Below are 26620 nucleotides of genomic sequence, written 5' to 3' on the forward strand. Positions count from 1 at the left end.
CCGTACCGACGCAACGATTCTCCTAAAAAGTACAAGCACAGCGGCCTCACAGAACAAGGAAATCATCATGAAACTGATCATCATCGGCCACGGCATGGTCGGCCACAAATTCCTGGAATGCCTGGCCGAGGCAGGCTCGCAAGATATCGAAGTCACCGTGCTGTGCGAGGAAGCGCGCCCGGCCTATGACCGCGTGCATCTATCCGAATTCTTCGCCGGCAAGTCCGCCGAGGAACTCTCGCTGGTGGAAGCCGGCTTCTTCGAGCGCAGCAACATGCTGCTGCGCCTGAACGCCCGCGCCACCGGCATTGACCGCGCCGCCAGGACGGTGACGGTTTCCACCGGCGAGACGCTGTCCTACGACAAGCTGATCATCGCCACCGGCTCCTACCCCTTCGTGCCGCCGCTGCCGGGCAAGGACCGCAAGGATTGCTTCGTCTACCGCACCATCGAAGACCTGGAAGCCATGCAGGAGTGCGGTGCGCGCTCGAAGACCGGGGTGGTCATCGGCGGCGGCCTGCTGGGCCTGGAATGCGCCAAGGCGCTGCGCGACATGGGCCTGCAAACCCATGTGGTGGAATTCGCCCCGCGCCTGATGGCGGTACAGGTGGACGACGGCGGCGGCGCCATGCTGCGCCGGAAGATCGAAGAACTCGGCGTCACCGCGCACACCCGCAAGAACACCGTGGAAATCGTCGACGGCGAAGACGGCACCCACCGCATGAACTTTGCCGATGGCAGCCACCTCGACACCGACATGATCGTGTTCTCCGCCGGCATCCGCCCGCGCGACGAACTGGCCCGCGCCAGCGGTCTGGCCATTGGCGAGCGCGGCGGCATCACGGTGGACAACCAGTGCCTGACCTCGGACCCCGACGTTTACGCCATCGGCGAATGCGCGCTGTGGGACGGCAAGATCTACGGTCTGGTCGCCCCCGGCTATGAAATGGCCCGCGTGGCCGCCAAGCACCTGCTGGGCCACCAGGCCGAGTTCTCCGGCGCCGACATGAGCACCAAGCTCAAGCTGATGGGCGTGGACGTGGCCAGCCTGGGCGATCCGCACGGCAACGCACCCGGCAGCCGTTCCTACCAGTTCACCGACGAGCGCAAGCAGGTCTACAAGAAGCTGGTGGTTTCCGAMTGCGGCAAGTACCTGCTSGGCGGCGTGCTGRTGGGCGATGCCGAGGAATACGGCACCCTGCTGCAGATGATGCTTAACAAGATCGAGTTGCCCGAGTCGCCGGAATTCCTGATCCTGCCGTCCTCCGATGGTCAGGCCAAGCCAGGTCTGGGCGCCGACGCGTTGCCGGAGTCCGCGCAGATCTGCTCGTGCAACAACGTTTCCAAGGGTGATATCTGCGCTGCCGTCTGCGATGGCGCCACCACCATCGGCGAGCTGAAGCGCTGCACCAAGGCCGGCAGCACCTGCGGCGGCTGCGTACCGCTGGTCACGCAGGTGATGAAGGCCGAGATGAAGAAGCAAGGCCTGGCGGTCAACAACCACCTGTGCGAACACTTCGCCTACTCGCGCCAGGAGCTTTACCACCTGGTCCGCGTGGGCGGCTTCAAGACCTTCGGCGATCTGCTGGCGGCGCATGGCAAGGGCCTGGGCTGCGACGTCTGCAAGCCGACCGTGGCGAGCATCCTCGCCTCCTGCTGGAACGAGTTCGTGCTCAAGGAAGAGCACGCCAGCCTGCAGGACTCGAACGATTACTTCCTGGGCAATATCCAGAAGGACGGCACCTACTCCGTGGTGCCGCGCATGCCGGGCGGCGAAGTCACGCCCGACGGCCTGATCGCGGTGGGCCAGGTAGCCAAGAAGTACGGCCTCTACACCAAGATCACGGGCGGCGCCCGGGTCGACATGTTCGGCGCCCGCGTGGAAGAGCTGCCGATGATCTGGGAAGAACTGATCGCCGCCGGCTTCGAGTCCGGCCATGCCTACGGCAAGTCCCTGCGCACCGTGAAATCGTGCGTGGGCTCCACCTGGTGCCGTTACGGCGTGGACGACTCGGTCGGCCTGGCCGTCGAGATCGAAAACCGCTACAAGGGCCTGCGCGCGCCGCACAAGATCAAGTTTGGTGTTTCCGGCTGCACCCGCGAGTGCGCCGAAGCCCAGGGCAAGGACGTGGGCATCATCGCCACGGAACGCGGCTGGAACCTGTACGTGTGCGGCAACGGCGGCATGAAGCCCCGCCACGCCGAACTGCTGGCCAGCGACCTGGACCGCGAAACCCTGCTGCGCTACGTGGACCGCTTCCTGATGTTCTACGTGCGTACCGCCGACCGCCTGCAACGCACCAGCGTGTGGCGCGACAACCTCGAAGGCGGCCTGGACTACCTCAAGGCCGTGGTGCTGGAAGACAGCCTGGGCATCGGCGCCGAACTGGAAGCGCAGATGCAGCATGTGGTGGACACCTACGAAGACGAATGGAAGGCCGCCGTGACCAACCCGGAAACCCGCAAGCGATTCCGCCACTTCGTCAACAGCGACRTGCGCGACGACAACCTGGTCTTTATGGAAGAGCGCGGCCAGATCCGCCCGGCCACGCCGGAGGAACGGAACTTGCATAAATCCCGGCTTGAGCAGATCCCCGTGATCGTCAAGGCAGCCTGAACCGTCCCGACCCAACATCTCGCGCCAACGCCCAAGGAAGACATCATGAGCCACACTCACCATACCGAAGCCTGGACCGCCGTTTGCAGCCTGCGCGACATCGTGCCCAATACCGGCGTGTGCGCACTGGTGGACAAGGCGCAGATCGCCGTGTTCCGGGTCGGCCCCGGCCACAGCGACGATCAGGGCGGCAACGGCGACCAGGTGTTCGCCATCTCCAATTACGATCCCAATTCCAACGCCGCCGTGCTGTCGCGCGGCCTGGTGGGCAGCCTGGGCGAGCGCATCGTGGTGGCGTCGCCGATCTACAAGCATCACTTCGACCTGCAGACCGGCGAATGCCTGGAAGCGCCCGAGCACTCCATCGCGGCGTATCCGGCCCGCGTCTATGACGGCAAAGTCTGGGTGGCCGCATGACCACGCCCCCCAAACCCCGCCTGGTGGTGGTCGGCAACGGCATGGCCGGCATGCGTACGGTCGAGGAGTTGCTCAAGCTCGCGCCCGACCTCTATGACATCACCGTGTTCGGCGCCGAGCCGCACGGCAATTACAACCGCATCCTGCTCTCGCCGGTGCTGGCGGGCGAGAAGACGGTCGCGGACATCATGCTCAACACCCGCGACTGGTACAAGCAGAACGGCATCGAACTGCTGGCCGGCGATCCGGTGGTGGCGATCGACCGCCGCCGCCGGCTGGTGCGCTCGCAGTCCGGGCGGGAAGTGGGTTACGACCGCCTGCTGCTGGCGACCGGCTCCAAGCCGTTCATCATCCCCGTGCCGGGCCACCAGCTTGATGGCGTGATCGCCTTTCGCGACATCCAGGACGTGGAAACCATGCTGGCAGCGGCCCGCAACCATCGCCACGCCGTGGTGATCGGCGGGGGCCTGCTCGGCCTGGAAGCCGCCAACGGCCTGATGCGCCAGGGCATGGAGGTCAGCGTAGTGCACGTGGCCGACAGCCTGATGGAGCGCCAGCTCGACAAGCCCGCCGCCGCGTTGCTCAAGCAGGCGCTGGAGCGCAAGGGCCTGCGCTTCCTGCTCAATGCCAATACCAGCGGCATCCTTGGGGAAGACCGCGTGACCGGCGTATGCTTTAAAGACGGTACCCGGATCCCCGCCGACCTGGTGGTGATGACCGCCGGCGTACGCCCCAATATCGAACTGGCCCAGCAGGCCGGGTTGCGCTGCGAGCGCGCCATCGTGGTGGACGACACCTTGCAGACCTTCGATCCGCGCGTGTACGCCGTGGGCGAATGCGTGCAGCACCGGCAGGCCACCTTCGGGCTGGTCGCGCCGATCTGGGAACAGGCGCGCGTGGCCGCCGCGCACCTGGCCGGCGCCGGGCATCGCCGCTATGTGCAGCAGGCCACGGCCACCAAGCTCAAAGTGACTGGCGTGGATCTTTACTCCGCCGGCGACTTCATCGGCGGCGAAGGCAGCGAGGATCTCGTCATGCGCGATCCGCGCCGCGGCATGTACAAGCGGCTGGTGCTGCAAGGCGGGCGGCTGGTCGGGGCGGTACTGTACGGCGACGTGCAGGACGGCCCCTGGTACTTCGACCTGATCCAGAGCGGCGCCCCGGTGGGCGCCATGCGCCAGCGGCTGCTGTTCGGCAAGGCGCAGTGCGAGGCCATGGCAGCCTGACCGATCTAACGCTTGAACGATTCAACGCTTGAACGATCCAGTCCCCGATTGACCGCCAGCAACGAGCGCTAACGTGAACCTGTCCGATATCCCCGTCATCCTCTCCACCGGTTCGCCCACCCTGCTGTCCGCCGACGCCGCAGTCACCGTCACCGATACCACCTGCCCGTATTGTGGCGTGGGCTGCGGCGTGCGCGCCACCCGCCATGCCGACGGCAGCGTGGAGGTGGCCGGCGACGCCAGCCACGGCTCCAACCAGGGCCGCCTGTGCGTGAAGGGCTCGGCCCTGGCCGAAACCGTTGGCCTGGAAGGCCGCCTGCTGCACCCGCAAGTACGCGGGGCCGACGGCGACTTGCAGCAAGTGTCCTGGGAGCACGCGCTGGACAAGGTCGCCCGGGGCTTCAAGGACATCATCGCCGAGCACGGCCCCGATGCCGTGGCGCTCTACGTCTCCGGCCAGTTGCTGACCGAGGACTACTACGTCGCCAACAAGCTGATGAAGGGCTTTATCGGCAGCGCCAATATCGACACCAATTCGCGGCTGTGCATGTCGTCGGCGGTGGCCGGGCACAAGCGCGCCTTTGGCGAGGACCTGGTGCCGGGCAACTACGAAGACCTGGAACTGGCCGACCTGGTGGTGCTGGTCGGCTCCAATACCGCCTGGTGCCACCCGATCCTGTTCCAGCGGCTGTTGAAAGCCAAGGAAGCCCGGCCCGATATGAAGCTGGTGGTGATCGACCCGCGCCGCACCGCAACGTGCGAGCTGGCCGACCTGCACCTGCCGGTCAAGCCGGGCACCGATGTGTGGCTGTTCAATGGCCTGCTGCACTACCTGGCGCAGCATGGCGCGCTGGACCAGTCGTTCATCGATGCCCATACCAGCGGCCTGGATGCCGCGCTGGCCGCGGCTGGCCCGGACTGCACCGATGTCGCCAAGGTGGCCAAAGCCTGCAAGCTGGACCCCGAAGCCCTGCGTGGTTTCTATGCGCTGTTCGCTGCCACGCCGAAGGTGGTGACCGGCTTCTCCCAGGGCGTGAACCAATCGTCGGCAGGCACCGACAAGGTCAACAGCATCATCAACTGCCACCTGGCCACTGGCCGGCTGGGCAAGCCGGGCATGGGCCCCTTCTCGCTGACGGGGCAGCCTAACGCGATGGGCGGCCGGGAAGTCGGCGGCCTGGCCAACATGCTGGCCGCGCACATGGAACTGGCCGACCCGCTGCACCGCGAGATCGTGCAAGCGTTCTGGGGCTCGCCCGCTATCGCGGACAAGCCAGGCCTGAAGGCGGTGGAGCTGTTCGAGGCCATCGAGCAAGGCCGGGTCAAGGCCGTGTGGGTGATCGCCACCAACCCGGTCGTCAGCCTGCCCGATGCCGACCAGGCCCGCCGCGCGCTGGCCAGATGCCAATTGGTGGTCAGCTCCGACATCATGCTGCGCACGGATACCAACGACGCGGCGCACGTCCTGCTGCCGGCGCTTGGCTGGGGCGAGAAGGACGGCACCGTCACCAGTTCCGAGCGCCGCATCTCGCGCCAGCGCGCCTTCCTGCGGGCGCCCGGCGAAGCCCGCGCCGACTGGCGGATCCTGTGCGACGTTGCCACGCGCATGGGCTTTGAGGGATTCCGCTTTGCCGGACCGCACGAGATCTTCGACGAGCACGCACGGCTGAGCGCGTACCGGAACGCGGGCAGCGGCGATCAGGCCCACGCGCCACGCCTGTTTGACCTCGCCGGGCTGGCTGGCATGAACCAGCAGCAATTCGACGCGCTCGCGCCGGTGCAATGGCCGGTGATGGCCGTGCCATCCGGGAGCCTCGCCAACGCGTCCGGCGGCACTGCGCGGCTGTTCGCCGACGGCCATTTCGCCCATCCCGATGGCCGCGCCCGCTTTATCGCCACCGCGCCGCGCGCGCCGTTCCACGCCACCGACGACGAGTTCCCCCTGGTGCTCAACACGGGCCGCGTGCGCGACCAGTGGCACACCATGACCCGCACCGGCAAATCGCCAAAGCTGGCCGACCACATCGCCGAGCCCTTCGTCGACATGCACCCGCAGGACGCCCTGCTTTGCGGCGTCAGCGAAGGCAAGCTGGCTCGCGTGACCACGCGCTGGGGCGCCATGGTGGCGCGGGTGCAGCACAGCGGCGGCATTGCGCGCGGCAGCGTATTCGTGCCGATCCACTGGAACAGCCAGTTCAGCTCCGATGCGCGCGTTGGCGCGCTGGTCAACCCGGTGGTGGACCCGGTCTCGGGCGAGCCCGAGTTCAAGCACACGCCGGTGCGCGTGGAAGAGTTCCGCGTGTCGTGGCATGGCTTCGTGTTGAGCCGCGAGGACCTCCGGGCGGACGCACTGACCTACTGGACGCGCATCCAGGGCCGCCATTTCCAGCGCTACGAATTCGCCGGCCGCGAGACGATCACCGACCGCGCCGCGTGGGCCCGCCAGTTGCTCGGCATCGATGACCCCAGTGCGGACTGGATCGAGTACGAAGACCGCACCGCCGGCGTCTACCATGCCGGCCATGTGGTCGACGACCGCCTCCAGGCCTGCATCTATGTGTGCACGCGCCCCGAACTGCCCTCGCGCGCGTGGCTGTCCACGCTGTTCGCCAAGGAGCGCCTGGAAGACGCCGATCGCATCGGGCTGCTGCTGGGCCAGCCGATGGAAAAAGGCGCCGACGCCGGCCCCACCGTGTGCTCCTGCTTCGGCGTGGGGCGCAACACCATCTGCGACGCGGTGCGCAAGCACGACCTGAAGACGCCGGCCGAAGTCACCGCCTGCGTGAAGGCGGGCGGCAATTGCGGGTCTTGCGTGCCGGAGTTGAAGAAGCTGCTGGCGGAGATACGGGTGGCGGAAGTGGCTTGATGGCGGCTTCATGGCGCCCGACAATCAAGCCGCGATAGCACCGTTCTCCAGACATGGCGCGTCATAGGTGAATACGACCTCCCGACTGGGGCGTATCAGCATGTCGTCCTTGTCGGCATAGTGCAGGCGCGTCAGCAAGTCCTTGATCAGGTTAAGGCGCGCCAGGCGCTTATCGTCGGCGCGCACCACGGTCCATGGCACCGCGGCGCTCGTGCGAGCAAACATCTCGTTGCGGGCCTCGCTGTATTTCTTCCACAAGCGCACCGCCTGCTGGTCGATCGGGCTGACCTTCCATTGCTTCAGCGGATCGCGCCGCCGCTCCGCAAGGCGCTTCCTCTGTTCCTCCTTGCTGATATCGAGGTAGTACTTGATCAAGCGGATTCCCGAGCGAACCAGCATGCTTTCAAACTCCGTGACGCTCGACATGAACTCCTCACGCTCTGCGTCGGTACAAAAACCCATGACGTGTTCAACGCCCGCGCGGTTGTACCAGCTACGATTGAACAGCGCGAATTCCCCGGCAGCCGGCAGGTACGCCACATAGCGTTGGAAGTACCACGAACCACGGTCCCGGTCGGAGGGTCTTCCCAGCGCCACCACCCGTGTCTCGCGCGGGCTGAGATACTCGACGATGCGCTTGATGGTGCCATCCTTGCCGGCTGCGTCGCGGCCTTCAAGGATCACCAGGATCTTGTCCTGGCAACCAATGAAGTGTTTCTGCAGCTTCACCAACTCTATCTGCAGCAGGCGTAGATCTTCCTCATAGCCATCGTGCCCATCGTGCGACGGGACGCCGTTCTCGTCTCCCGACAGATATCCATGCCGCCTCTTACTCATGATTCCGCTCCTACCGGCCGTCCGCTGCCCGGCATTTCGCCAGGCTGGGCGCTCTCCGGCACCAGCGCCTTACCCGACAGCAACTGATCCAGCGTTGCGCGATCCACAACTTCCTTCTTGAGCAGCAGTTTCGCCAGTCCTTTCAGCGTCTCCCGATGCTCCAGCAAGGTTTGCTGCACGCGCAGGCTCGCCTCCTTCAGCAATTGCCTGACCTCGTCGTCGATCATTTGCGCCGTGCGCTCGCTGTACTCTTTTCGATCGTGCGGGAGCATGGCGGCGCCCGCGAACATGGGATTGGGCATGGCCTCGTAGGTAGCCAGCCCGAGTTGCTCGCTCATGCCGTATTGGGTAATCATCTGCCGGGCGATGTCGGTGGCGCGCTGCAAGTCATTCTGCGCGCCGGTGGAAACATCGGAAAAAATGATCTGTTCGGCAACGCGCCCGCCCAGCAATACGTCGAGCCGGTCGAGCAACTCGCTTTTCTTGAGAAGATATCTATCCTCGGTCGGTGTCTGCTGCGTATAACCCAGCGCCGCGACGCCACGCGGAATAATGGAGATCTTCGAGACCCGGTCGGCATTGGGGCGATGTTCCGCAACCAGCGCGTGACCCGCTTCGTGAAACGCGATGGTTTCCTTCTCCCGGGGATTCATGACGCGGTTCTTCTTCTCCAGTCCACCGACGATCCGGTCTAATGCCTCGTCAAAATCTCCCACCTCGACGGCATCCTTGCCTTTGCGGGCCGCCAGCAGCGCCGCTTCATTGACCAGGTTAGCCAGATCCGCGCCGGCAAATCCCGGCGTACGCCCGGCCAGCCTGGCGAGATCCACGGTGGGGGCCAGGGTCACGTTCCTGGCATGCACCCTGAGAATCTGCTCTCGCCCTTTCAGGTCCGGACGGTCCAGCGCAACATGACGGTCGAATCGCCCGGGTCGCAGCAGCGCGGGATCGAGAATCTCGGGACGATTGGTGGCAGCCATGATGATGACCCCCTTATTGGTATCGAACCCGTCCATCTCCACCAGCAGTTGATTCAGGGTCTGCTCCCGCTCGTCCTGACCGCCGACGGCGTTGAAGCCGCGCGTCTTGCCAAGGGCATCCAGCTCGTCGATGAAGATAATGCAGGGCGCCTTCTGCTCAGCCTGCATAAAGAGGTCGCGCACCCGTGCAGCGCCCACGCCGACAAACATCTCGACGAAGCCGGAGCCACTCATGCTGAAAAAAGGCACCGCTGCTTCCCCTGCGACTGCCTTGGCGAGAAGCGTCTTGCCAGTCCCCGGCGCGCCAAGCAACAACACCCCTTTGGGGATCTTTCCACCAAGGCGCCGGTAGCGCTCGGGACTCCTGAGGAACTCCACGATTTCCATCAGTTCCGCCTTGGCCTCGTCGATGCCGGCAACGTCGGCAAAGGTGACACCGGTCTCCTTCTGCATATAGACCTTGGCCTTGCTCTTGCCGATCTCCATCATCCCGCCAGCCGCGCCACCCATGCGCTTGATCATAAAGCTCCAGAACGCAAAGAACAGCAGCGCGGGCACGACCCAGGACAGCAGTGTGGCAATCCACTTGTTGTCGACCTTCCCCAGGAAGCGCACCTTGGCGGCTTCGAGGTCCTGGACCAGATTGGGGTCATTGACCCGGACAGTGGCGAACTGATGATCGCCCTTCCCCTGGCCCAGCAGCGCATCCACCTCCGTTTTGGGCAACAGGCCTTCCAGTCCCTGCGTATTGAGGGTGCCGGTGACCACGTCATCCGTCTGACCAGCCTCGTCCGACAGTGTGCTGTGCAGCCATGCAAAAGAGTGACCGTGCCGCAAGAACCGGGCCGCCAACAGGATGGGCACCCGAATTGCCTGGCACTCCGCCACCCCGACGTACCGATTCAAGCACTCGCAGCCGCGCCAGGCATCACTACGCCTCTATCTAGTGTGTGCGTAGCCGGCGCCAAGAGATTGATGCCAATCAAGAAGGAACGATTCGTTGTGCCAGGTCGAGGTACCGCGCCCGGGCGGCGACGCCCGATGGCGGAGCGCATGCAGGGCATGCACGGCATGGACGGTCCATGATGATGGATAGGATGGACGGCAGGGGGGATGTTCGGCGGCAAGGGGTGCGGGGCCGGCGGTCCCCGCATGAGTCAGGACCAGCGCATGAACCTCATCGAGGACAACATGGGCCTGATGCCGATGATGATGGAACAGAGGCTGGACCGGCATGACCGGCCGATGCCGGCACCCGGAGAAGATCCCGCCATGTTCCCTGACAGGACCAGGTGGCTACCGAGGCGGCCAATTACCCAGTAGCGTCACGGCCGAGACGCCCCGGTTCTGCCAGCAGGCATAGTCACAGTCAGTCGGCACGGCATCCACCGCCACCCGGATATCCGTCGCGGCGGCGGATGCGCGTTCGTTCGTGCCGTCCTCCCTGGCGGGAGCCGCTGCCGTGATCAGGCCGGCAGCGAAGCCAAGCACCAGCACTGCGGCGGCGCCCAACAAACATCCGATGCGATTTCCAGCTTTCACGACAGTCTCCTCCCTGCTTGTATCTTCTTTCCCTTCTGCCCTGCTCCTGCATCGCCGGGGCTGGCACGGTCTGATGCCCCAAAGGTAGCCACTGGAACGAATAACTTCCTCGTCCAGGCAGACTAGGGGCAATCCCGTACGCCCGTGCGTGCGCCGGGAAGCAGGCGAAGCGCCAGCTAGTCCCCATAGAGCCGCAGCAGCGGCCCGACGCATTYCGCCAGGTCTACCGGCGCCAGTCGCAGCGAACGGGCGCATAGCAGGCCCCAGAGATGCGCCGCCAGCAGCATGGCCTTGTCTTGCTCGCCCAGCAGCCTGCCAAGGTCGTCGCACAGCACCTTGGCACGGGCACGGATGCGGACTGTCAGGTGGCATAGCTCGCACGCAGGCGTGCAAGCGTGGTGCAGCAAGCCGAGGACGATGCCCGCATAGCGCGGCACTGCCTCGTCCTGCAACATCGTCGCAAGCACGCGCTCCAGATCCGGACGGGCCAGGCCCCCGCCGTTACCGGCGAAGGCTGCGAGCCAGCCGGCCAGATGCGCCTCCGCCCGCCCCATGATGGCTGCCAGCAGGTCGGCGCGGCTACGGAAGTGCCCGTAGACCGCACCGCGTGTCATGGCGATTGCACCGGCCACCTGTTCCAGCGTGACGCATTGCACGCCCTGGCGTTCGAACAGCCGCTCAGCGCTGGCGAGGATGCGCTCTCTCGTGACGGCCGCATCACACGCCCGACGTCTCACCATGGCCGCGCGGCACACGCCTTACTGCGGATGCACGTCATCCGGCCCCCAGAAGGCGCGCATGCCTGTAATGCGCCCGTCTGCACCAAAGGTCATCACATCGGTCACGTCGATGCGTACCGGCTGCCCCTGCATCTGCACGTACACCGCGAAACACAAGGCCGCCGCATTGCCGTGCGAACCCCGGGGCGCCGCCACCACTTCCAGGCGCGCATCGAGCGACGTCGCGTACCGGTAGAAGGCGAGGATGCTGTCCCGCCCGGCTATCACCGGGCCGCCAACGGGGTCCTCGACGGTCGCGTCGTCGGCAAACAGCGCCGCCACGCGCCCGGCGTCCGCCGCATTGAAAGCGGCCACGTAATCGAGCAAGGTGGCCTTCATGCCGGCGCTCTTGTTCGCGGCCATGGTCATGTCGATGGTCATTCCATTCCTCGCTGGAACAGGTTGAACGGGTATTCCATGTTGTCTCATGCGTTTATTTACCTTGCGCTGCCGGCGCGCCGGCCGGACAGCCACGCTAAACGGCGGCTTCGCCCGTGTCCGCGAGGAAGCCCAGGCATTCGCGGTTGAAGTAATCGCTGTGCTCGACCATCACCCAGTGGCCGCAGCGATTGATCAGCACGAAGCGCGCATCGCGGCAACCCTGCAGGAACTTGAGAGCGCCGCCTGCCGGGTTGAAGCGGTCTTCCGTGCCCCAGAAACCGAGCACGGGGCACGCGATCTCACCCAGGCGTTCAGTCAGGTTGGGCACCTTCATGGTGGCCAGCACCYCGCGCGGCTGCTCCTTGCAGACGGCCATGCGCTCGTCCACCAGCGCATCGGTGACCAGCGTGGCGTCATGCACCAGCAACTTCAGCAGCTGGCGCATGGTGTCATGGTTCATTTGCCCGCCGGTGAACAGCGACACCATCTTCTCGATGCCTTCCATGCGGAAATAGGTCTCGCGGTCTTCGACGCCACCCGGCGCCATCATCACCAGGCGGCTGACATGTTCCGGGTAGTCCAGCGCGTACTTCAGCGCGATGGCGCCGCCCAGCGAGTTGCCCACCAGTACGCAGCGCGGCAGTGCCAGCGCCAGCAATTGCGCGCGCAGCGCGGCGACGAAGAAGTCCAGCGTGTATTCCACATCCGCCGGCTTCGACGACTGCCCGTAGCCCGGCAGGTCGACCACCACGGCGCGGAAGCCGGCCGCGGTAAAAGCTGGCACGTTGTGCTTGAAGTTGCTGTGGCCGCTGGCGCCCGGGCCGCTGCCGTGGATGAACACCACGGGTTCGCCGGCGCCTGCATCGAGGCAGTGCAGGCGCAGGCCGTCTGGCGTGGTGATGGTTTGGCCGGCCGGAAATGGTGCAGGCGACGTACTGGACATGTCGGTGTCTCCGCTGTTGTCATGACGAACCCGGCCAATCATGCGCATGCGCCACGGGGCAGGCATCGTCCTTTCAGACTACGAAGCGTCCCGTGGATTTCCCTAAGATCGCACTGACCAGCAAGGCAACGAGATCAAGGGAAAACAGAGATGACGGGAATCGACTTCAGCGGGAAGACGGTGTTGGTGACAGGTGGCGCGCGCGGCATTGGCCGCGCCATTGCCGAAGGTTTCCTCGCGGCAGGTGCCCGCGTGTTCACCTGCGGGCGCACGCCGCCGGCGCATGGCGGGACGCAGCACCGCCAGGCGGAATTCATGGCAGCCGACATCCGCGACACCGAGCAGGTAGAGGCCCTGCTGACCCGGATCGTCGACAGCGCCGGCTCGCTCGATGTCGTGATCCACAATGCCGGCGGCGCACCCTTCGCGCTCGCCGCGGACGCCTCGCCGCGCCTGATGGAATCGATCATCCGCCTGAACCTGGTGGCGCCGCTGCAACTGGCGCAGCGCGCCAACGCGCGCATGCAGGCCCAGGCCAGCGGCGGCGCGCAGATCTTCATCGGCAGCGTCAGCGCGCTGCGGCCCTCCCCCGGCACCGCCGCCTACGGCGCGGCCAAGGCGGGCATCCTGAACGCAGTCCRCTCGCTGGCGGTGGAATGGGCCCCACGCGTGCGGGTCACGGCCGTCAGTCCGGGCCTGGTGCTGACCGAGGCCGCGCAGCAGCAACACTACGGCGATCCGGCCACGCTCCAGCGGGTGGCCGATACCGTGCCGCTCGGACGCCTTGCCGCTCCGCGCGACATTGCCGACGCCTGCCTCTTCCTGGCCTCGCCGCATGCCGCCTACGTATCGGGCGCCAACCTGGTCATCGACGGTGGCGGCGAGCGTCCGGCCTTCCTCGACGCGGCAGTCCACCAGGCCAGCTGAGCCGCCCGGTGCGCGCCTACTCGACCTTGGCCGGATGCGCCTGCACCGGCCCGCCCAGCACCGAGCGATAGGAAACGGGCTGCTTGCCGTCGATATCGCATATGCCGTACTCCTGCGCAATCTCGGCGCTGATCAGCACCTGGCCGGATTTCTCCATGACGGCGGCGTCGCCATGCAAGGCGAGTATGACCTTGCCGGTGAATTCCGGGCTTTCCGCGCTTGGCGCAAAGGCGGCGTATTTGTCGGGCTCGCGCTCCCAGACCCGCATGGTGCGCTCGGTGCGCAGCGGGCCCATCCAGACCGATACCGCCGCCACGCCGTACGGGCGCAGGTCAACCGCCATGTCCTTGGCGAACTTGTCCACGCCGGTCTTCTGCGCGCCATAGGCCGGACCGTGCATATAGCAGCTCGCGCCGAAAGACGACGTGAACGCCATCAAGCCGCGCCCGCCAGCCACCATCATGGGCGCCGCATGCCAGCTCGCCACATAGGCCGAGCGCAGGCCCACGTCGAGGATGTCCACCAGGGCCAGCGGCTTCTCCCAGAAGCCGCCCGGCTCGATCAGTTCGTCATGCAGGAAGGTGGCGTTGTTCACCAGGATATCCAGCCGCCCCGATTCGTCGCCCACCTGCTCGAACAGCCTGCGCACCTGCGCATCGTCGCGATGGTCGCAGGCCACCGCGATGCCCTTGCCGCCGCGCGCATCGATCTCGCGCGCGGTCTCGTGGATGGTGCCGGGCAACGGCGCCTCGCCGTCGCGCTCGGTGCGCCCGGTGACGTACACCGTCGCGCCAGCTTGCGCCAGCGCCAGCGCGATGCCCTTGCCCGCGCCACGCGAGCCGCCCGTGACTACCGCAACGATGGATTCCTTTGCACTGCGCATCGCATTCCTCCTCAGTGATTCCCGCGCCGCGACCTCACCGCGCGGGGCGATGCCCGACGCTATCGCGCATGCCGCCGCGCTTCATCCTCCGTTCGGACTAGCGGCGTGCCTGCGAGTGCGGCCGTTCGCCATCGCATAGGGGAAACCGTCTAGTCCGTTCTGACGATTCCGCGCCCACCGTCGCTCATTACGCTTCTCATCAAAGAAGAAGCCACAAGACGTGCTCGGTCAATGCATCACCAACACCATAGGGGGAGACAAGTGCAAGTGTCACAAACGGGTTCACCACATCGCACACGCAGGCTACGGCCAGCCGCCATCGTTTCGGCCATCGCCGCGGCGATCACGCCGTCCGCCTGGGCCGGCAACACCATCGATCTCGGCAACGATACGTCGCTTAGCTATTCCTTCAACACCACCTATGCCGCGGCCGTGCGGGTGCAGGGACAAAGCGGTGCGCTGCTGGCACCCGCCAATATCAACGGCGACGACGGCGACCGCAACTTCAAGCGCGGCGACATGACCGCCAACCGTGCCACCGTGCTGGGCGAGGCCAACCTCCAGCGCGGCGAGTTTGGTGCCTTCCTGCGCGGCAGTGCGTTCTACGACCGGGCCTATCGCACTTCCAATTCCAACGATGCGCCCGCCACCGTCAACCACTCCGGCCCCTTCAATGAGTTTACGGATTCCGCGCGCTACTACAACGGCCAGCGGGCCCAGTTGCTGGATGCCTACGCTTATGGCACCTTCAACATCGACAGCACGCGTTTGAGCRTCAAGCTCGGCAATCAGGTAGTGGCATGGGGCGAGAGTCTGTTCTTCCCCAACATCGCCGGAGCGCAGGGGCCGGCGGACGCCACCAAGTCGTTTGTGCCGGGGGCCGAAGTCAAGGACATCCTGCTGCCGGTGCCACAGGCTTCGTTGCAGTGGGAAGCGAATCCCAATTTCAGCCTGCTTGGCTATTACCAGTTCACCTACAAGTCCAACCAACTCAACCCCGCTGGCGCCTACTTCAGTACCTCCGACGTCGTTGGGCCGGGTGCCGAATTCATCATCGGCCCCGGTGGCAGACACATCCCGCGCGGTTCGGATATCAACCCACCAAACTCCGGCCAGTGGGGCGTAGGTACTCGCTTTCGCGCGTTCGACGCCGAGTTTGGCTTGTACCAATTGCGCTACCACGACAAAAATCCGAATGTCGTGACAACCCTGTTCCCGACGCTGCAGTACCAGCAGAAGTTCTTCAGCGGCATCAATCTGACCGGCGCGAGCTTCTCAACGCAATTTCTCGGCGCCAACGTGGCGGGCGAAGTCAGCTACAAAGACGGCGTGCCAATCCTGGTGAATGTCAACGGTGCCGCCACCGCAACACCGGGCAAGGCCGTCCAGGGCCAGATGTCGGCCATTTACTCCATCGGACCGACATTCCTCGCCAGCTCCCAGAGCCTGGTGGGCGAAATCGCCTACCTGCATGTGCTCAGCGTCACGCCGGTCAATGGCTTCAGCACACTCACCAACACCAGGAACTCGGCGGCCCTGCAGCTTGGCTGGTCGCTCTCCTATCTCAACATCTTTAACGGCTGGGACATGACGGTGCCGCTGACGTATGCGCACGAATTCAGCGGAAAGTCGGCAGTGGCCGGCGGCTTCGGTTCACTGACCGGATATGGTGACCGCCGCGCGAGCGTCGGCGTGACTTTCAGATATTTGAACAACCTCGAACTGAACCTGACTTACGCGATGTTCCTGGGCAAGGCGAACATTGTTAATCGACCGTTGGCCGACCGCGACTATGTGGCATTCAATGCGAAGTATTCGTTTTGACCTGGCAGCGATATCACGCGCAATTGCCAGATTTATCTAAAGGAGTGAGACTGTGATGCGACAGCATAAAAATCTTTTGATCCGTAGCACGTTGCTGGCCAGCAGCATGCTGCTGGCGGCAGCCTCGTACGCCTCGGTGACGCCGGACGAACTCAAGCAACTCGATGGCGACCTGACCCCGATGGGCGCCGAGCGCGCCGCCAGCAAGGACGGGCAGATCCCCGCCTGGGGCGGGAAATGGCTGGGCGCCCCCCCCGGAGTGCAGTGGAAGCGGGGAGACCGCTACCCCGACCCTTACGCCAGCGAAAAGCCGGTCGTGGTGATCACCGCGCAGAACATGGATAAGTACGCCGATCACTTGACCGACGGCGAGAAGGCACTGTTCAAGAAGTATCCGGATACCTTCAAGATGCCGGTATATCCGACCCATCGCGACTTCCGCTACAACGATGCGACCTACAAGAACATCCGCACCTACGCGCCCGGCACCAGAATGACGGCCGACGGTAACGGATTGAAGGACGCCCCCCCTATCGTCCCCTTCCCGATCCCGAAGAGCGGCCTCGAACTGATGTGGAACCTGCGCTACTCCCCGTCGATGAATACCGAATCCGCCACCTACGACCAGGCAGCCGTATACGGCGACGGCAACATTGCCTGGGGCCGTGTGCGTTATTCGATCCTATCGCCGCGGAATGGCGCCAACTTCGACCTCAAGAGCGACACCAGGGGCTTTTTCCGCACCGCGACCGATCTGCCCCTGCGCGACCGGGGCATGCTGTCTGTCGGCCACGAATTTTATGACAAGGAAGGCTCCGATACCCGCCGCGCGTGGCAGTACAACCCCGGTACGCGGCGCGTACGGCAGGCCCCGGAATTTGGCTTCGATCAGCCCTCCGGCGCAGGCGGAATCCGCACCCTCGACGACGACCGCCTGTTCAACGGCTCGGGTGAACGCTACAACTGGAAGATTGTCGGCAAGAAGCAAATCTATGTGCCGTACAACAACTACAAGCTGATGAGCCCGGCCAAGTACCAGGACATCCTGGGCAAAGGCCACCTCAACCCGGACTATATGCGCTATGAAATGCATCGCGTATGGGTCCTGGAAGCCACCCTCAAGGAGGGCTTCCGGCATCAGTACGCCAAGCGGGTGCTTTACCTGGACGAGGACAGCTGGACCGCTCTCGCCGCCGACAACTATGATGCGCGCGGCCAGCTGTGGCGAACCAACCTGGCGGCAACCGTCTATGCCTATGACGCACGAAACCTCTACCCGACCACAACCACATATCATGACTTGATTTCGGGTGCCTATCTCGCCGACCGCCTGACCAACGAGGGGCCGATGCCGGTGCTCAACAACAGCCCCGAGTTCAACGAGACCTACTTCTCGCCCGACGCGGCGCGAGGTGCCGGTCACTGACCGCACGCCTTCAATCGCCCCCTTCCCGCAAAGGCCAAGGGGGCGAATTTCATCGCATTGCCCCGCCTGACATCGAGTCTGACCATGGATCCCGAACTGATCGCCGCATTCGGCGATGACCTTCATCGAGCCCTGACCGCCCGCGTACCAGTCGCCCCATTGAGCGGACGTGGCCACCCGCTCACGGTGCGCGACGCCTATCACATCCAGCAGCATTTCGTTGCACGGCGGCTGGCGCAAGGCGACCGCGTCACCGGCAAGAAAATCGGCGTTACCAGTTTGCCCGTGCAGCAGATGCTGGACGTGCACCAGCCCGACTTCGGCATGCTGCTGGCCAGCATGGAATACCCGGACGGCAAGGCCATTGCCGCAAACACGCTGATCCAGCCACGCGCCGAAGGCGAGATTGCCTTCTTCCTCAAACGAGACCTGCGCGGCCCCGGTGTGACCCGCGCGGATGTGCTGGCCGCCACCGAGGCGGTCTCGGCCTGCTTCGAGATCGTAGACTCACGCATCACCGACTGGCGCATCCGTATTCAGGACACGGTGGCCGACAACGCCTCTTGTGGGGTCTACGTGCTTGGCGAGGAGCGCGTGAGCCCGGCCGGCCTCGACCTTGCCGCCTGCACCATGGCGCTTGAAAAAAACGGCGCCGTTGTCGCTACAGGCCAGGGCAGCGCCGCCCTCGGTCATCCCGCCGAGGCGGTGGCCTGGTTGGCCAACACGCTCGGCGAACTCGGCATTCCACTGCTTGCCGGCGAGACCATTCTTTCCGGCTCCCTTGCGGCGCTGATTCCGGTCGCTGCCGGAGACCGCCTGCGACTGCGCATCGACGGGATCGGCACGTGCAGCACCGAATTCGTCTGAACTCACCCACAACTCCAAACCAGGCAAGAAGCCCCATGGCAAAAATCAAGTGCGCCCTGATCGGCCCCGGCAATATTGGCACTGACCTGCTTTACAAGCTGCGCCGCAGCACCGTCCTGGAACCCGTCTGGATGGTTGGCGTCGACCCGAATTCGGATGGCCTCGCCCGGGCCCGCGAACTGGGCCTGAAGACAACCGACCAGGGCCTCGACGGCCTGCTGCCGCACCTGGCCGCAGACGACATCCGCATCGCTTTCGATGCGACCTCGGCCTACGTGCACCGCCAGCACTCCGACCAGCTCACCGCGCGCGGCGTGCGCGTGATCGACCTCACGCCGGCGGCCATCGGGCCCTTCTGCGTGCCGCCGGTCAACCTGGACGAACATCTCGGCAGCAATGCGATGAACGTCAATATGGTCACCTGCGGCGGGCAGGCCACCATTCCCATGGTGTACGCCGTGTCGCGCGTGCAGGCGGTGGCCTATGGTGAGATCGTCGCCACCGTTTCCTCGCGCTCGGTCGGGCCCGGCACGCGTCGGAACATCGACGAGTTCACCCGCACCACCGCAGGCGCCATCGAACAGGTGGGCGGCGCGCGGCAGGGCAAGGCCATCATCGTCATCAACCCGGCCGAGCCTCCGCTCATCATGCGCGACACCATCCACTGCCTGACCGAGGACGAGCCGGACGTGGAAGCCATCACGGCGTCGGTCCACGACATGATTGCCGAGGTGCGGCAATACGTGCCCGGCTACACGCTCAAGAACGGCCCTGTCTTCGACGGCAAGCGCGTCTCCATCTTCATGGAAGTCGAGGGCCTGGGCGACTACCTGCCCAAGTACGCCGGCAATCTCRACATCATGACCGCCGCCGCCGCGCGCACCGCCGAGCGCATCGGCGCCGCCATGYTGCGCGGCGCGCTGCCCGCCGTGGCCACTACCGCATAAGGAGCCCGATATGAACCAACGCATTACCGTGCACGACATGACCCTGCGCGACGGCATGCACCCGAAGCGCCACCAGATCTCGCTCGACCAGATGAAGACGATCGCCCGCGGGCTGGACGACGCCGGCGTGCCGCTGATCGAAGTGACCCATGGCGACGGCCTGGGGGGCGCCTCGGTCAACTACGGCTTTCCCGCGCATAGCGACGAGGAATACCTGCAAGCCGTGCTGGGCGAACTGAAGCAAGCCAAGGTCTCCGCCCTGCTGCTGCCCGGCATCGGCACCATCGACCACCTGCGCATGGCGCATGAACTGGGCGTGCACACCATCCGCGTAGCCACTCACTGCACCGAGGCCGATGTCTCCGAGCAGCATATCGGCATGGCGCGCAAGCTCGGCATGGACACTGTGGGCTTCCTGATGATGGCGCACATGGCGCCGGAAGCGACGCTGGTGGAACAGGCGCTGCTGATGGAGTCCTATGGCGCAAACTGCCTCTACATTACCGATTCGGCGGGGCATATGCTGCCGCACGACGTCACCGCCAAGCTGACGGCCGTGCGCCAGGCGCTCAAGCCGGAAACCGAACTGGGCTTCCACGGCCACCACAACCTGGCCATGGGGATTGCCAACTCGCTGGCGGCCGTGGCCTGCGGCGCCACGCGCATCGACGCGGCAGCCGCCGGGCTGGGCGCCGGCGCCGGCAATACGCCGATGGAAGTCTTCGTGGCGGTCTGCGAGCGCATGGGCATCGAGACCGGCGTGGACGTGTTCCGCATCGCCGACGTCGCCGAAGACCTGGTGGTACCCATCATGGACCAGCCGATCCGCATCGACCGCGATGCGCTTACGCTGGGCTACGCCGGCGTGTACTCGTCCTTCCTGCTGTTCGCCAAGCGCGCCCAGGCCAAGTACGGCATTCCGGCGCGCGAGATCCTGGTCGAGCTGGGGCGTCAACGGCTGGTCGGAGGTCAGGAAGACATGATTGAAGACACCGCAATGACCTTGGCACGCTCGCGCGGCCTGCCATTAGGCTGACCAGTCTGAAACGCACGCCCTTGCCGGCGGCACGCTCGCATACGGTACTACCGTATTTGGCCGCCGCCGCCGTTGCCTGCCATGTCGGACGGAACCCTGCGTGCCGCCTTAACTCGTAAGGCAGGATGCCCTGCGTTGGCTACGCCATTTCCCTAGTCGCCGAACCCACAATCCTTGCGCCGCCGACAGGCTATCGAACAGTTCGCCCGTTCTATGTCTCGCAGTCGCCGAATCGACTGTGCAAGTTGGTTGGAGCCGCCATCCCGCCACAAAGAAACTCGATCAGAATCTCCACGTGGTCCCACAGTACCTGTTCCCGCGAAGCGTTCCCCGGAGCTATCGGCAATTGGGGACGAGCGGATATGTCGGCGAGACTCTGGAGCATCGCATGGGAACAGACGATCAGCCGCAGCCCGAGCACTCGCATAGGAATTTCGGGCAGGATGCGCTGAAGCATTGCAATCAAGGCGGAGGAATTCTCCCCAAACGACTGCTCGAATATCCGGGCGATCTTCGGGTTGCGGTCCGTATGGAGGCGCGCCAGGAATTGAACATAGCGCGCACCCGCGCTGCCTTCTTCAATGATCTTCCTGGCAAGCGGGATGACAAGTATTTCCACGACGGCGCGGAGCGTGACCTGTGGCTGCGCCTGAAGGGAATCGTACATGGCACGGCGTTGCGCCATCAACGGCATCATATGGCGCTCCAGCAGCGCGTCCACTACCTTATCCAGGCCGCCGAAGTGATAGTGGAGAATACCGGCGCTAACGCCGGCCGCCGCGTTGATGCTGCGCGCAGATACGCCGTCCACGCCGTACTTGGCCATCAGTTCTTCGGCCGCCAGCAGAATGCGTTCCCGGGCCTCGCCTTTTACAGTGGGTAATGTCATCGAATACAGATAGGACGGGTGCCGCCTCCCCCTCTGAGGCAATTGGCCAATGACGCCAATAACCCCATATTCCGTGCGGTCGTTGAGACAGTGCGACAGGGCATTGGGCAGCAATGCGGCTCAATGCCCTGTCGCGCCCGGCTATGCGTTCGGCACTACTGCCGACTCACATACGCTGCGATGAGATGTTGCCGCCATCAACAACAATCTCCGCGGCAGTAATGTAACTCGCCTCGTCCGACAAAAGGAAGCGCGCAACACGGCCAATTTCCTCCGGTTGACCCAGTCGGCCGAGGAGAATACGGCGCTCGAAGGTGCCTGCCGGCAAACTGTCCACGGCGGGCTGGAGCATTGGCGTCAGGATCTGGCCCGGGGAAATCGCGTTGATACGGATGTTATCGCGCCCAAGGCCGTCCGCCAGCGACCGGATCAGTGACAACATGCCGCCTTTCGCTGCGCTGTAGATGGGGTTGATATGATTGCCCAGGGTAGCGTTGATTGACGCAATGCCGACCACCGCAGAGCCCGGATTGGCGCGGAGATCCGGCAACAGCGCCTGCACCAGGAGTGCGAATGAGCGGAGGTGGACATTGATGCCAGCATCCCATTTTTCCGGAGTGATGCCCTCGAGCGACTCGGTATCGACCGTACCCGCAGCATGGAGCAAGCCACCAATTCTGGGCAATGCCGCGCGGGTTGCGCTCAGCGCAGTCCGCAGCGCGCCGGGATCGCACAGGTCGACGCCAACGCCGAGTGCCGCAACGCCAAATTCCTTGGCAATCTCCGCTGCCCGGCTTTGCGCCTTCTCAGCCTGGATGTCCCACAGCGCGACATCGCGACCTACGGCGGCTAGTGCGCGCGCCGAGGCAAGCCCGAGCCCTGAAGCCCCACCAGTGACGATCACGGCTGTATTGGGCGACGCGAGTAACGATTTCATTTGAGGTCTCCTGTCAAGATGGTTTGAGTGATCGAATGAACCTGGCAACGAGGACGCCTGTGCGCAAGGCTACGACAGGCTCCGGGCAGCGTGCAACCGATAGCGGTCGCCGGTGAAATATTGTCTTGACGACGATCCATGGCGCTTGCTACATTCCATTCGAACATTTGATTCAATCGAATGCTTAGACATTCTGGCACACGCCCACGCGAAAGCGCAATAAGCATCGGTCAGAACGAAAACAACAGGAGACGCGAGAGACCATCATGAACAGACTACGCAAGCGTTTGGCCACGGCGTTGTGCCTGGCCCTGAGTTGCGCCGCGACCGGCTTCGGCTGGGCCGCCAGCAACGAGGTGCAGCCTGGCGATACACCGCCGGTAGTGCAGCTGCTGCGCGCGCCGGTCGGTGCGCCAAATGTGGTAGTGGTCTTGCTGGACGATGTAGGTTTCGGTGCGGCCGGCACCTTCGGCGGACCGGTCACGACACCTGCGATGGATGGCCTGGCCAGTGCGGGCTTGCGGTATAACCGGTTTCATACCACTGCAGTGTGTTCGCCGACACGCGCCTCGCTACTCACAGGCCGCAATCCACACGCAGCAGGTGTCGGCGCAGTGCTGAACTCGCCAAGCAGTTATCCGGGTTACCGGGGGATGCTGCAAAAGGACTCCGCCACAATTGCCGAACTGTTGCGTCAACAGGGCTATAGCACTGCGGCCTTTGGCAAGTGGCATCTGACACCGGATTGGGAAGCGTCGCAGATCGGTCCTTTTGACCGCTGGCCGACCGGCCAGGGCTTTGAAAAATTCTATGGGTTTATCGGCGCCGAAACCGATCAGTTCAATCCTTCGCTATACGATGGCACCACGCCAGTGCTAAAGACGGCCTCGAAGGACTACACCCTGAACGAAGATCTGTCGACACGCGCCGTCAAYTGGATGCGCGCGCAACACTCGATCGCACCTGACAAGCCGTTCTTCGTGTACTTCGCCCCGGGCGGCACCCACGCTCCGCTCCAGGCACCCAAGGCATGGATCGAGAAGTACCGTGGCAGGTTTGACAAGGGCTGGGACGATATGCGGCTAGAAATCCTGGCCCGACAAAAATCCCTTGGCGTCGTGCCTCAGGATACAAAGCTGACACCGCGGCCGGATGAACTCCCCGCCTGGGACAGCCTTAGTACAGACCAGAAACGGGTTGCCGCACGGTTAATGGAAATCTACGCGGGGTTCCTCGCGCATACCGACGCGCAAATTGGCCGCCTGGTGCAATCATTGAAGGAGAGCGGCCAATTTGACAACACACTGTTTATCTACGTGATGGGCGACAACGGGGGCAGCCTTGAAGGCGGCATCCACGGCGCGGATAGCTACATGGGCAATTTGCAAGGCATGCCTGAGAAACCGGCTGCCGATCTGGTGAAACGCCTGGACAGCCTGGGCGGCCCGAACAGCTATGTGCAGTATCCAGCCGGCTGGGCCTGGGCCATGAGTTCTCCCCTGCCATGGGCCAAGACGGTTGCTTCGCACCTGGGCGGAATTCGCAACGGCATGGTGGTTTCCTGGCCTGCACGAATCCGGGATCATGGTGGTCTGCGCAGGCAGTTCTCTCATGTGAACGATCTGGCGCCAACCATCCTAGAGGCGGCGGGACTGAAAGCCCCCGCAGATGTCAACGGCGTAAAGCAACGTCCGATGGACGGGACAAGCCTGATCTATAGCTTCGCTGACAAGGACGCACCGGAGAAGCACACCACGCAGTACTTCGAAGTTTTCGGCAACCGTTCGATCTATCACGAAGGCTGGTTGGCCTCGGCCCGGCACAAGGACCGAGACCCCTGGGCAAGCATATGCCAGGGAAAACGGCTCGCCGACRACACCTGGGCCCTCTTCAACCTGAATGAGGACTTCAGCCAGTCCACCGATCTGGCAGCCAAATTGCCGGAGAAACTCAAGGAGATGCAGGCGCTGTTCCTGGCGGAGGCGGCAAAGAATCAAGTATTGCCAATGCAGGACACGGCCTGCTCCCGCACGCCTCTCCCCAACCTGACTGGCAAGCGCACAGAGTTCAGCTACTTCGCGGGAGCGGTGGCCATCCCCGAGGCTGAAGCGCCAGCGATCAAGAACCGCTCGTACAGCATCGTGGCTACGGTGGATATTCCCAAGGGCGGCGCCCATGGTGTCATTGCCACCATGGGTGGCACTACCGCGGGCTGGTCCCTTTACCTTGACGATGAGGGCAAGCCGGTCTACGTGCAGAAAGTGTTCAATGCGGCGCGCATGGAGATTACGGGCAGCAAGCCGCTACAACCGGGCAGGAACGTGTTGCAGTTTGACTTCGCCTACGAGGGAACAGGTTATGCCAAGGGCGGCACCGGCACGCTTCAGGTGAACGGCAAGGCGATAGGCAGTGGCCATCTGCCGGTCACCACGCCAGGCTTCTTCTCCGCTGACGAGACCTTTGACGTTGGCATGGATACCGGCTCACCGGCCGGACATTACACCGCGGGTTATCCGTTTAGCGGCGTCATCGAGCGAGTGGATATCCGTCTGCGCTGAGCATCCCCGCCACCCCGGTCTCGCCGACCCCGTCATGGGTAAGGCGAGGCCCGCCACCGTTCCGTGGACGCATGCGAAGACGCCTGCCCTCCTGGACGGGCAATGGCGGAGGCGAACCACGCAACGACGCGCAAGCCATTGTCGAGGCAGCGTCTTGCGCCCCACGAGCGTCCGCATTGCCCCACCCGCTATACCAGTAGTTATTCTCCTTTCTTCCTAATGCCTCGACGGCAGGAGAGTTGCCCATGCGATCCCCACTACAGATACCATTCATTATCCGCGGTGAACTGATTGACAACTGCACACTGGAATTTGGCGGGCGCGGCGGAAATATCGCATTCTCCACGCCGAATCTAAAGAATTATCTGGACAGGCTCACACTAAACGCGCCATCGAAGATGGCGGACCTCTATGCGTTGACCTTCGACGATATCGTGGACTTCCTGGCGCAAGTGGGAAAGAAACTGGTCCTTTCGGAAAACCCTCACCTGCAGGCCGCCTACGATCTCTCCTGCCAGACATCGGGAATTTCCGATTCCATTCTGCGGCATCTCTATGAGGCAATACCGGAGATGTTCTCGCCCGCCGTTGTGCGCGAAACGGCGGAACGCCTGGTAGGCATTGACTATCTTGAAAAATGGGTCGAGCAGCCCTCCCGTGTGCATACGGGAAAACCCAGCCGCATTCGCGCCTTCGGTGCTCGCTGCGTCCATGTCATTGCAGGAAATGTGCCGATGGTGGGCGTTGGTACGGTTATCCGCAACGCCTTTACACGCTCGGATGCCATCATCAAGACGCCCTCGAACGACCCGCTTACCGCTACAGCCATCGCCCGCACCATGCTCGAACTGGACCCTGACCACCCTCTGACAAGGCACCTGAGCGTGGTGTATTGGAAAGGTGGCGACGAGTCCATCGAAAGACATATCTATGACCCGCGCCTGGTGGAAAAGGTCGTCGCCTGGGGTGGCTTCGCCAGCATCCGGCACATCACCCAATACTTGCAGCCAGGCTTGGATCTGATCACCCTTGACCCGAAACACAGCGCCACCAYCATTGGCCCGGAAGCCTTTGCAGATGCAGATACCATGCGCTCGGTCGCACGCAGGCTCGCACTCGACATCGGCGTGATGAACCAGGAAGGCTGCGTAAACGCGAGGGTTGTCTATGTGGCGTGCGGCACTGACGAGGCCGGTCTTGAACATGCCAATCAATTGGGCAAGCTGACCTTCGATGCCTTGCAGAAGCTGCCGACCACATTGAGTACACCTCACAAATCCTTCAGTCGCGAGCTCAAGGATGAAATCGACGGGCTGCGGCTTGCCGGTGACGAATACCGGGTGTACGGGGGTAGATCCAATGAGGGCGCAATCCTTGTTTCGCAAAACGACACCCCTGTGGATTTCGCCCGGCAGCTCGCCTGCCGGGTCGCCAATATCGTGCCGATCGATTCCATGGATACCGCAGTGATGTCCGTCAGCGCCTATACCCAGACGATCGGCCTCTACCCGGAATCGCTTAAGGATAGCCTGCGCGACCGGCTCGCGTACCAAGGTGGACAACGTCTCGTTTCGCTCGGCGCCGCGGCGCTTTTCGAGGATGCGGCAATTCCACAGGACGGCATCGAGCCGGTACGGCGGATGTGCAAGTGGATTGTGGAGCAAACCTCGGATGGCAACGCCCTGGAAGCGCTGGCCGCAGGCGCGTCGCATTGATCGTGATCTTCAAGGAGCAGTTC

Annotated in this window: 21 protein-coding genes; 12 read left to right on the forward strand and 9 right to left on the reverse strand. The window is 63.9% G+C overall.

The genetic code is table 11. From position 1 onward, the window contains the following. Nucleotides 1-67 precede the first annotated feature (67 nt). The 4 genes from nirB to AC1DN0_RS10575 all read left to right on the forward strand — a co-directional run bounded on the left by nirB (nt 68) and on the right by AC1DN0_RS10575 (nt 7126). Nucleotides 68-2617, forward strand: coding sequence for a nitrite reductase large subunit NirB (gene nirB, locus AC1DN0_RS10560; RefSeq protein ID WP_477145696.1), 2550 nt, complete (start codon nt 68-70; stop codon nt 2615-2617). A gap of 45 nt (nt 2618-2662) precedes the next feature. Further along, complete coding sequence (gene nirD / locus AC1DN0_RS10565; protein ID WP_045236818.1) at nt 2663-3034, forward strand: nitrite reductase small subunit NirD; 372 nt, start codon at nt 2663-2665, stop codon at nt 3032-3034. Then, entirely contained in the window at nt 3031-4260 is a 1230-nt protein-coding gene (locus AC1DN0_RS10570) for an NAD(P)/FAD-dependent oxidoreductase (protein ID WP_428178847.1), read from the forward strand. Before nirD ends, AC1DN0_RS10570 begins: the two co-directional genes overlap by 4 nt. 73 nt (nt 4261-4333) lie before the next feature. Further along, nucleotides 4334-7126, forward strand: a complete 2793-nt coding sequence (locus AC1DN0_RS10575; RefSeq protein ID WP_441629484.1) for a molybdopterin-dependent oxidoreductase — start codon at nt 4334-4336, stop codon at nt 7124-7126. A 24-nt stretch (nt 7127-7150) separates the two neighbouring features. Here AC1DN0_RS10575 and ppk2 read toward each other — a convergent pair whose 3' ends face one another. The 6 genes from ppk2 to AC1DN0_RS10605 form a co-directional block, all read right to left on the reverse strand. Further along, nucleotides 7151-7963 (reverse strand): polyphosphate kinase 2, encoded by an 813-nt coding sequence (gene ppk2, locus AC1DN0_RS10580; protein WP_441629485.1) that lies wholly within the window; start codon nt 7961-7963, stop codon nt 7151-7153. Next, on the reverse strand, nt 7960-9753 hold the full coding sequence (gene ftsH / locus AC1DN0_RS10585) for an ATP-dependent zinc metalloprotease FtsH (protein WP_477145709.1): 1794 nt from the start codon (nt 9751-9753) through the stop codon (nt 7960-7962). The genes ppk2 and ftsH overlap by 4 nt, the downstream gene beginning before the upstream one ends. Before the next feature lie 486 nt (nt 9754-10239). Continuing rightward, entirely contained in the window at nt 10240-10485 is a 246-nt protein-coding gene (locus AC1DN0_RS10590; RefSeq protein WP_441629487.1) for a hypothetical protein, read from the reverse strand. Between the two features lie 176 nt (nt 10486-10661). Further along, the gene (locus AC1DN0_RS10595; RefSeq protein ID WP_477145697.1) at nt 10662-11225 is read right to left on the reverse strand and encodes a TetR/AcrR family transcriptional regulator; all 564 of its coding nucleotides are present in this window, start codon (nt 11223-11225) and stop codon (nt 10662-10664) included. Between the two features lie 18 nt (nt 11226-11243). After that, nucleotides 11244-11645: a nuclear transport factor 2 family protein gene (locus tag AC1DN0_RS10600; protein ID WP_441629489.1), complete on the reverse strand. Its 402-nt coding sequence runs from the start codon at nt 11643-11645 to the stop codon at nt 11244-11246. A 94-nt stretch (nt 11646-11739) separates the two neighbouring features. Then, a complete protein-coding gene (locus tag AC1DN0_RS10605) occupies nt 11740-12588 on the reverse strand; it encodes an alpha/beta fold hydrolase (protein WP_477145698.1) in 849 nt (282 codons plus the stop codon). 150 nt (nt 12589-12738) lie between these two features. On the opposite strand from AC1DN0_RS10605, the gene AC1DN0_RS10610 reads away from it, so the two are divergent. Further along, nucleotides 12739-13515 (forward strand): SDR family oxidoreductase, encoded by a 777-nt coding sequence (locus tag AC1DN0_RS10610; protein ID WP_477145699.1) that lies wholly within the window; start codon nt 12739-12741, stop codon nt 13513-13515. A 16-nt stretch (nt 13516-13531) separates the two neighbouring features. Here the strand turns inward: AC1DN0_RS10610 and AC1DN0_RS10615 are convergent, their stop codons facing one another. After that, nucleotides 13532-14398 (reverse strand): SDR family NAD(P)-dependent oxidoreductase, encoded by an 867-nt coding sequence (locus tag AC1DN0_RS10615; RefSeq protein WP_441629492.1) that lies wholly within the window; start codon nt 14396-14398, stop codon nt 13532-13534. A 261-nt stretch (nt 14399-14659) separates the two neighbouring features. Here AC1DN0_RS10615 and AC1DN0_RS10620 point away from each other — a divergent pair, with 261 nt between their 5' ends. The 5 genes from AC1DN0_RS10620 (at nt 14660) to dmpG (ending at nt 20498) form a co-directional block, all read left to right on the forward strand. Then, nucleotides 14660-16222 carry a DUF1302 domain-containing protein gene (locus AC1DN0_RS10620; protein WP_477145700.1) on the forward strand — a complete coding sequence of 521 codons (1563 nt, stop codon included), beginning with the start codon at nt 14660-14662 and terminating at the stop codon, nt 16220-16222. A gap of 55 nt (nt 16223-16277) precedes the next feature. After that, on the forward strand, nt 16278-17648 hold the full coding sequence (locus tag AC1DN0_RS10625; RefSeq protein ID WP_441629494.1) for a DUF1329 domain-containing protein: 1371 nt from the start codon (nt 16278-16280) through the stop codon (nt 17646-17648). Between the two features lie 84 nt (nt 17649-17732). Further along, entirely contained in the window at nt 17733-18515 is a 783-nt protein-coding gene (dmpE, locus tag AC1DN0_RS10630; RefSeq protein WP_441629495.1) for a 2-oxopent-4-enoate hydratase, read from the forward strand. 35 nt (nt 18516-18550) lie between these two features. Continuing rightward, nucleotides 18551-19462, forward strand: coding sequence for an acetaldehyde dehydrogenase (acetylating) (locus AC1DN0_RS10635; protein ID WP_477145701.1), 912 nt, complete (start codon nt 18551-18553; stop codon nt 19460-19462). Between the two features lie 10 nt (nt 19463-19472). Beyond that, nucleotides 19473-20498, forward strand: coding sequence for a 4-hydroxy-2-oxovalerate aldolase (dmpG, locus tag AC1DN0_RS10640; protein ID WP_441629496.1), 1026 nt, complete (start codon nt 19473-19475; stop codon nt 20496-20498). Nucleotides 20499-20709: 211 nt separating this feature from the next. Here the strand turns inward: dmpG and AC1DN0_RS10645 are convergent, their stop codons facing one another. Together AC1DN0_RS10645 and AC1DN0_RS10650 are read right to left on the reverse strand one after the other, a co-directional pair. Further along, complete coding sequence (locus tag AC1DN0_RS10645; RefSeq protein WP_441629497.1) at nt 20710-21501, reverse strand: TetR/AcrR family transcriptional regulator; 792 nt, start codon at nt 21499-21501, stop codon at nt 20710-20712. A 52-nt stretch (nt 21502-21553) separates the two neighbouring features. Further along, nucleotides 21554-22324 carry an SDR family NAD(P)-dependent oxidoreductase gene (locus AC1DN0_RS10650; RefSeq protein WP_441629498.1) on the reverse strand — a complete coding sequence of 257 codons (771 nt, stop codon included), beginning with the start codon at nt 22322-22324 and terminating at the stop codon, nt 21554-21556. Between the two features lie 266 nt (nt 22325-22590). On the opposite strand from AC1DN0_RS10650, the gene AC1DN0_RS10655 reads away from it, so the two are divergent. Then, nucleotides 22591-24882 (forward strand): arylsulfatase, encoded by a 2292-nt coding sequence (locus AC1DN0_RS10655; RefSeq protein WP_477145702.1) that lies wholly within the window; start codon nt 22591-22593, stop codon nt 24880-24882. Nucleotides 24883-25127: 245 nt separating this feature from the next. Continuing rightward, entirely contained in the window at nt 25128-26597 is a 1470-nt protein-coding gene (locus AC1DN0_RS10660) for an acyl-CoA reductase (protein ID WP_477145703.1), read from the forward strand. The last annotated feature ends 23 nt before the right edge of the window (nt 26598-26620 follow it).

The organism is Cupriavidus sp. 05N39, from assembly GCF_056397325.1.